The 6,429-nt window shown below is 38.4% G+C and carries 6 protein-coding genes; all 6 read left to right on the top strand.

The genetic code is table 11. The features are described from left to right. Positions 1 to 153: 153 nt before the first annotated feature. The 6 genes from ACWTVK_RS09000 to ACWTVK_RS09025 all read left to right on the top strand — a co-directional run bounded on the left by ACWTVK_RS09000 (position 154) and on the right by ACWTVK_RS09025 (position 6,294). A complete protein-coding gene (locus ACWTVK_RS09000; protein WP_308522787.1) occupies positions 154 to 957 on the top strand; it encodes a polysaccharide deacetylase family protein in 804 nt (267 codons plus the stop codon). Between the two features lie 11 nt (positions 958 to 968). Then, on the top strand, positions 969 to 1,907 hold the full coding sequence (locus tag ACWTVK_RS09005) for a phosphodiester glycosidase family protein (RefSeq protein ID WP_039969603.1): 939 nt from the start codon (positions 969 to 971) through the stop codon (positions 1,905 to 1,907). 8 nt (positions 1,908 to 1,915) lie between these two features. After that, on the top strand, positions 1,916 to 2,857 hold the full coding sequence (locus ACWTVK_RS09010) for a hypothetical protein (RefSeq protein ID WP_308522788.1): 942 nt from the start codon (positions 1,916 to 1,918) through the stop codon (positions 2,855 to 2,857). Positions 2,858 to 2,926: 69 nt separating this feature from the next. After that, positions 2,927 to 4,099 carry a glycosyltransferase family 9 protein gene (locus ACWTVK_RS09015; RefSeq protein ID WP_308522789.1) on the top strand — a complete coding sequence of 391 codons (1,173 nt, stop codon included), beginning with the start codon at positions 2,927 to 2,929 and terminating at the stop codon, positions 4,097 to 4,099. Continuing rightward, positions 4,086 to 4,412 carry a hypothetical protein gene (locus tag ACWTVK_RS09020; protein ID WP_005387920.1) on the top strand — a complete coding sequence of 109 codons (327 nt, stop codon included), beginning with the start codon at positions 4,086 to 4,088 and terminating at the stop codon, positions 4,410 to 4,412. Before ACWTVK_RS09015 ends, ACWTVK_RS09020 begins: the two co-directional genes overlap by 14 nt. Positions 4,413 to 4,941: 529 nt before the next feature. Further along, a complete protein-coding gene (locus ACWTVK_RS09025; RefSeq protein WP_308522790.1) occupies positions 4,942 to 6,294 on the top strand; it encodes a pyruvate carboxylase subunit B in 1,353 nt (450 codons plus the stop codon). The last annotated feature ends 135 nt before the right edge of the window (positions 6,295 to 6,429 follow it).

Consider the following 6,429-nt stretch of genomic DNA (forward strand, 5'->3'; position numbering starts at 1 on the left):
CATAAAGTATCGTTAAAGGTGTTTTAGAGTATATATCTCTTTAGGTTATAAATCATCTGTTTTAGCTATACGTATATGAGGGGAGTTTTTACTATTCTTCATAGAAATGTTATAATATTCTGTATATAATTGTGTTCTGATAGAGGAGGACCTATGAAACGGATTCCGTTAGTAACACTATTGGTTGTGGCCTTGGCAATGCTTGTGGCAGGTTGTGGATTGCTTTCACAAAAAACAGAGCCTACTAGTTCAGCGCCACCAGTAAAAGAAGTCAAAATGGTACATCCATCAGGTATTCCTGTTCTTATGTATCATAAAATTGGCGACGACAAAGATAATGATGCGGTTATTCGAGAGGATTTGTTCCGAGAGCAAATGAAATTTCTCAAGGATAATGGCTATAATCCATTGACGATGGACCAATTGTATGAATACGTTGTAAATGGTGCTGCAGTGCCAGAGAAACCAGTTGTATTAACCTTTGATGACGGATATGCTGATACGTATTCTATCGTATATCCACTTATGAAAGAATATGGTTTTGCAGCTACTGTATTTATCAATCCTGGCGATGTCGGCACTCGGTTAACTTGGGATCAAATTCGTGAAATGCATAAGAATGGTATCACAATTTCTAATCACGGGTTCCAACATATCGAAATGGGCCAATTGTCTGAAGCTAAGCAAATAGAAAATATTACGAAGGCTCAAGAAGCTCTTGCAAAAGAAGTAGGTATCAAGGATAATCCTTGGTTCTGCTACCCTTATGGAGATAAAAATGAATTCACCGATGCAGCTACTAAGAAAGCAGGCATTAAAATGAGCATGGCTATGAAATCTGGCTGGGCCCATACTGGTGATAATCCATATAACATTTTGCGTGTTTGGGTTGGTAATGCTGTTGATATCAAACATTTTGAAGAACGCATTAGCACCGAGCATTTCACTGATTTATAAGGAGAAATACATTGTTCAAAAAGAATTGGGTAAAGTTCATCATCATGGTGTTCCTATTTACCGTTGTAACCTCACCATTCGTGGTGCTCTTTGGACCGTTTAATAATGTAAAGCGCGCCGTTATTGGTGCCATATTGCAATCTCGCCATCCTCATTACATAACATGGCTATTCAGTGAAGATGAATTGCAATCTATTTTGGGCACTGTTGGCGTGGTGAAAAGCCAAGATTTGTTCAAGTTTAATGCTCGTGAAGATAAGAGTTTAAACCTTGAAAAAATTCAGTCTGCTCGTTATGTAGGCTATATTCTTGAAATTCCAGATCCTCGTCGTATTGAAGTCGGTACAGCTGCTAACATTCAAGAAAAAGGCGATACTACAAGTAATATTGCGAAGATGAATAATGCGGTAGCTGCTATCAATGGCGGTGGTTTCCACGATCCTAATGGTACTGGTACAGGCCGTTTGCCATATGGCTTTATCTTGCATGATGGTGAATATGTTATCGGTAAAGATGTAGGCCCTGAAGAAGCGGTAGACTTTGTAGGCTTCTCTAAATCTGGTAACCTTATTGCAGGTAACTATGACAAAACACAACTTGGTGATATGAAAGCCATGGAAGGTATTACCTTTGGTCCACCTCTTATCGTAGATGGTAAGAAGATGATTACTGAAGGCGATGGCGGCTGGGGTGTAGGTCCACGTACTGCTATCGGTCAAAAGAAGGATGGTACTGTACTATTCCTCGTAATCGATGGTCGTCAACCAGGCTATTCTCTTGGCGCTACATTACGTGACGTACAAGATATTCTCTATGAAAAAGGTTGCTACATTGCAGCTAATTTAGATGGTGGTTCTAGTTCTACACTATACCTCAATGGTAAAGTAGTAAACAAACCAGCCGATTTGTTAGGGGAACGCATGATCCCAACGGCGTTTATCGTGAAATAGGAGGACACATGAAACCTTTTACGCGTGTACTGAGCGCCTTTGCGGTAGGTATTCTTCTGCAAGGTGGGGTGTACCTATACCTTGATCAATATATGTTTGCTCCGACTACAGATTTTAATGTAGCCGGTGCATCTAAGGATGATACTAAAAACTTCCCTGATATAAAGGAAGGTACTAAGTATGTATCTTATGACCGTCAGTTTATGGCGGTTGTTACTGAAAGCTCTTTGAAAATTTATAAGGCTAATGAAAGCAAGCCTACAACGATTGATTTGAAGGGCCGTTCTATTAGTTACTTCAGCTGGATGCCTGACCGTAACTATGCTATCATGGGGCTGTATGACTCTAGAGAGGTTGTTATGGCCCGTCTAAATGCGGACGATCCTGAACATGAAGTAGATACAAAACTTGAAGATTTGCCTCGTAACAGTAAAATTGTAGATGCTGCGTATTCTGAAGCGACAAACGTTGTTTACATGAAGGTAAAGGTTCAAGAAAACGCATATCGCATTTATCGTACCGATGCTAACTATGATACGCGTCGCGTTTATATGCAAGCTACAGATATTGGTCATATCGGCGTATTCTATGATGAAGATCGATTCTTCTATGATAATGTCAAGACTGGGGATATCTTCATGTTTAATGGTATTGAAGGTGGTTGGCGTGTTATCAATCCACCGGGACGATTCCGCTTAATCGGTGTTGATATGGATAAAACTATCTATATTGCTCGTGTTGATGAGGATAACAATGCCTTAACTGTTTACACTGGTAAACTCGGTGTAGGCTTCAAACCAGTTTATAAATACAATCATCCAACAACATTCAATGAATTAACATTGTCTGATGTAAAAACTATCATTAAGGATGGTAGTGATGAAACTACGAAGGTAACAGAAGACGATACATCTTCTAAATCTTCTAGTAATAGTAAAAAGAAATCTTAAGAAAAAGCCTTTATAATGATTCATTATAAAGGCTTTATTCCTATACTAGTTTGTACTAAAAGGATATATATGAATATATTATTTGTACGACTCAGCTACATAGGCGATATACTACATGCTACACCTGCAGCACGCTGGATTAAAGAGCACTATCCAGAGGCAAAGCTCCATTGGATTGTAACACCTAGTATGGTAGAACTTTTAAAGAATAATCCCTATGTAGATGAAATCATTCCATGGGAACGGGATGAATACGAAGCACATTCTAAAAAACTACATATTCCAACGATGTGGCGCATGTGGTGGGAACTTAGAGACAAGTTGAAACCATATAAATTTGATGTGGCTGTCGATGTACAAGGGCGACTAATAACAGGGCTCGTTTTATTAGCATCAGGTGCACCTATTCGCCTTGGCCTTGGTGGTACAAAAGAACTGAATTGGCTGTTTACAAACTACAAAGCAAAGCCAAGTACGGATCATGTTATCAAGCGATATATAGAGGTAGCAGAATTACTGAATACATCCGTTACAGAGCATAGTGTCCTAAATGTATCCAGTGCTGTTTCTGAGGATGATGTAAAACCTTGTATAGCAAATGGGGTAACCGGTAAAAAGCTATACCACATGGACTTTTTTGTGCCATCTGATTTGCATGCTTGGGCAGCAGAGCAGTGGAAATCAATTAGTTATGACATATTTTTGGAGCGTAGCGAAGTAGAAAAGCCACTACGCGTAGGTCTTGTGTTAGGCACGTCCTGGGCGACGAAAGAGTGGCCTCAAGAGAAATGGTATTCTCTTATTAAATCCCTTCAGTATAGAGCTAATTTTGTTTGTTTAGGTGGTCCAAAGGAGGCTACTCAATACAAACCATTGATGGATTCCTTAACAACTGATGGCCTTGATAAAATTATGCTAAATATGCTAGGGAAAACCACACTTCAAGAGGTAGGGGCTTTAATTGAAAGTTGCGATGTAGTAGTGACTGCTGATACAGGTTCGTTACATATTGCATTAGCTTTAAATAAACCTGTAGTAGCTCTCTTCGGGCCTACTGACCCTAAGTTGTGGGGACCATTAACTGGAAATTTTAAGGTTCTTGTTAATGATGAGTTAGATTGCTTAGGTTGTCGTAAGCGACGTTGTCCTAAGCCTGATCAATATTGTATGTCTGGTATTGACTCAGTACGAGTGAAAAAGGCGATTTTCGAATTGATAGGAGATAAACATGGCAAAGTTTAAAATTCAAAAAGGCTTATCCGATGCGGATATGATGAAAAACTTTAAAGATACTGAAAATTTTGAAGATACTATGCTAGATATGGAACGTTCTGCAAAGAAACCTGTAGTACATCAAAGTCCAAAACAAAAGGAAGATGCATTTTATCGTGAATTCCTTACAGATAAGGTAGAAACATTAATTGGTAAAATGTTGCTCGACATTAAGATGGAATATTTTAAAGAAGGGGAAGGGGACTTCTCTATCCAAGTAAAACGAGATGGTAAAAATATTGTTCTTGAAACAGCACCTAAAAAGGTAAAACCTGAAAAATAACATGATAAAGAGCATTTAGTAAAAGAACCTACCTATAAAAGGTAGGTTCTTTTGTATATTTATAAAATGTAGAAATACGGGTGCTATTATCAATAAAATTGATAAGGTTATAAGTGTACCGATGATTGTCGAATTACTAGATTTATAAATACCGATATACTTTGAAAGCTGATAAATAATAACTAAAAATTATTACGAAATAAATTTTTGTTTCTCATTAAAAAGAGCAATTAATAAGAAGCGAATTTGATTAAAAATACATGTTAAACTCTAGCTTTTTAGCACTTTATTGTGAGTTCCATCACGAAAAAATCATAAAAGAATACATGAAATCATGAGTAAATTGCATAATGTGGTTGTTGACAAAGAATTCTATAAGTAGTCTAATATAAGTATGTCTTAACGATTTGTAGAGTATTTGCTTGTGTGAGCAAGTTCTATAAAAATCGTAAAAAAATAGGTATGAGATAGTTGTGTGGTGGATGTATAAAATTACATACACAAAACTATTTCGATTTGGAGGATTAACATGGCTAAAAAATTAAGAATCTGCGAAACCGTTCTTCGCGACGGTCATCAATCTATTTTGGCAACACGCATGCGTTATGAACAAATGGAACCAGTGCTTGGCCTTTTAGATGAAATTGGTTATGAAGCTCTTGAATGTTGGGGCGGCGCTACTTATGATAGCTGTCTTCGTTTCTTGAACGAAGATCCATGGGAACGTCTTCGCAAATTAAAAGCTAATGTAAAAAATACACCACTACAAATGTTACTTCGTGGCCAAAACTTGTTGGGCTACAAACATTACTCTGATGATGTAGTGGAAGCATTCTGTAAAGCTGCTGTAAAAAATGGTATTGACCGTATCCGTATCTTTGACGCATTGAACGACCCTCGTAACATGGAAGCTGCTATTAAATATTCCAAAAAAGCAGGCGCACACGTTCAATCCGCTATGGTATACACTATTTCTCCAGTTCATACAACTGAAAGCTTCTTGAAAGTTGCTGAAACTTTGGTTGAAATGGGTACTGATTCCCTTTGCATTAAAGATATGTCCGGTTTGTTAGGACCTGCTGATGCATATGATTTGGTTTCCACATTCAAAAAACGTTTTGGTGAATTGCCAATCGACTTGCACAGCCATTTCACTTGCGGTCTTGCAAGCACTACATACTGGGAAGCTGCTAAAGCTGGCGTAGATATCATCGATACTGCTATCTCTCCATTCGCTCATGCAACTAGCCAACCAGCTACTGAAACTATGATCGAAATGTTCAAAGGTACTGAATGGGATCTTGGTCTTGACCTTGATAAATACATTCCATTAGTTGACCACTTCCGTAAAGTAAAACAACAAATCGCTGAAGAATTCAACTTGAAACCAGCTAGCGATGTAATCCCAGCTGTTCGTCGTTACCAAATTCCTGGCGGTATGTTGTCCAATACTCAAAACCAATTGAACGAAATGGGTATGGGCGATCGCTTCTTCGACGTTATGGATGAAATGCCACGCGTTCGTGAAGACTTGGGTTACCCTCCATTGGTAACTCCAACATCCCAAATCGTTGGTACAATGGCTATGATGAACGTTATGATGGGCGACCGTTACAAAATGGTTCCTAACGAAGTTAAAGACCTTGTACGCGGTAAATATGGTGCGTTGCCTGGTAAAATTTCTGACGAAATTCGTCACACTATCATTGGTGATGAAGAACCTATCACTTGCCGTCCAGCAGATCTTATCGAACCTGAATTGGCAGGTTACACTGAAGATTTGAACTCCAAAGGTTACACTGGCATCACTGAAGAAGACGTATTAACATACGCTATGTTCCCAGAAGTTGCTATTAACTTCTTCGAAGCTAACCGTCGTTAATCTAAAAAGAAAAAGAGGATTCCTTAGGAATCCTCTTTTTTTTGCTTAAAAAGTATTTAGGCTCTCTGTCAAATGTTGGGGGATTCACCCTACGAGTCTTCTTTGGCACCAATCATAGTTATGGTTGGTGCCATT

The sequence above is a fragment of the Veillonella sp. Ser01 genome, assembly GCF_053850375.1.

Excerpts from the sequence above, each read along its gene's own strand:
- ACWTVK_RS09000 (WP_308522787.1), top strand. The coding sequence starts at position 154 with ATGAAACGGATTCCGTTAGTAACACTATTGGTTGTGGCCTTGGCAATG.
- ACWTVK_RS09010 (WP_308522788.1), top strand. The coding sequence starts at position 1,916 with ATGAAACCTTTTACGCGTGTACTGAGCGCCTTTGCGGTAGGTATTCTT.
- ACWTVK_RS09015 (WP_308522789.1), top strand. The coding sequence starts at position 2,927 with ATGAATATATTATTTGTACGACTCAGCTACATAGGCGATATACTACAT.
- ACWTVK_RS09020 (WP_005387920.1), top strand. The coding sequence starts at position 4,086 with ATGGCAAAGTTTAAAATTCAAAAAGGCTTATCCGATGCGGATATGATG.
- ACWTVK_RS09025 (WP_308522790.1), top strand. The coding sequence starts at position 4,942 with ATGGCTAAAAAATTAAGAATCTGCGAAACCGTTCTTCGCGACGGTCAT.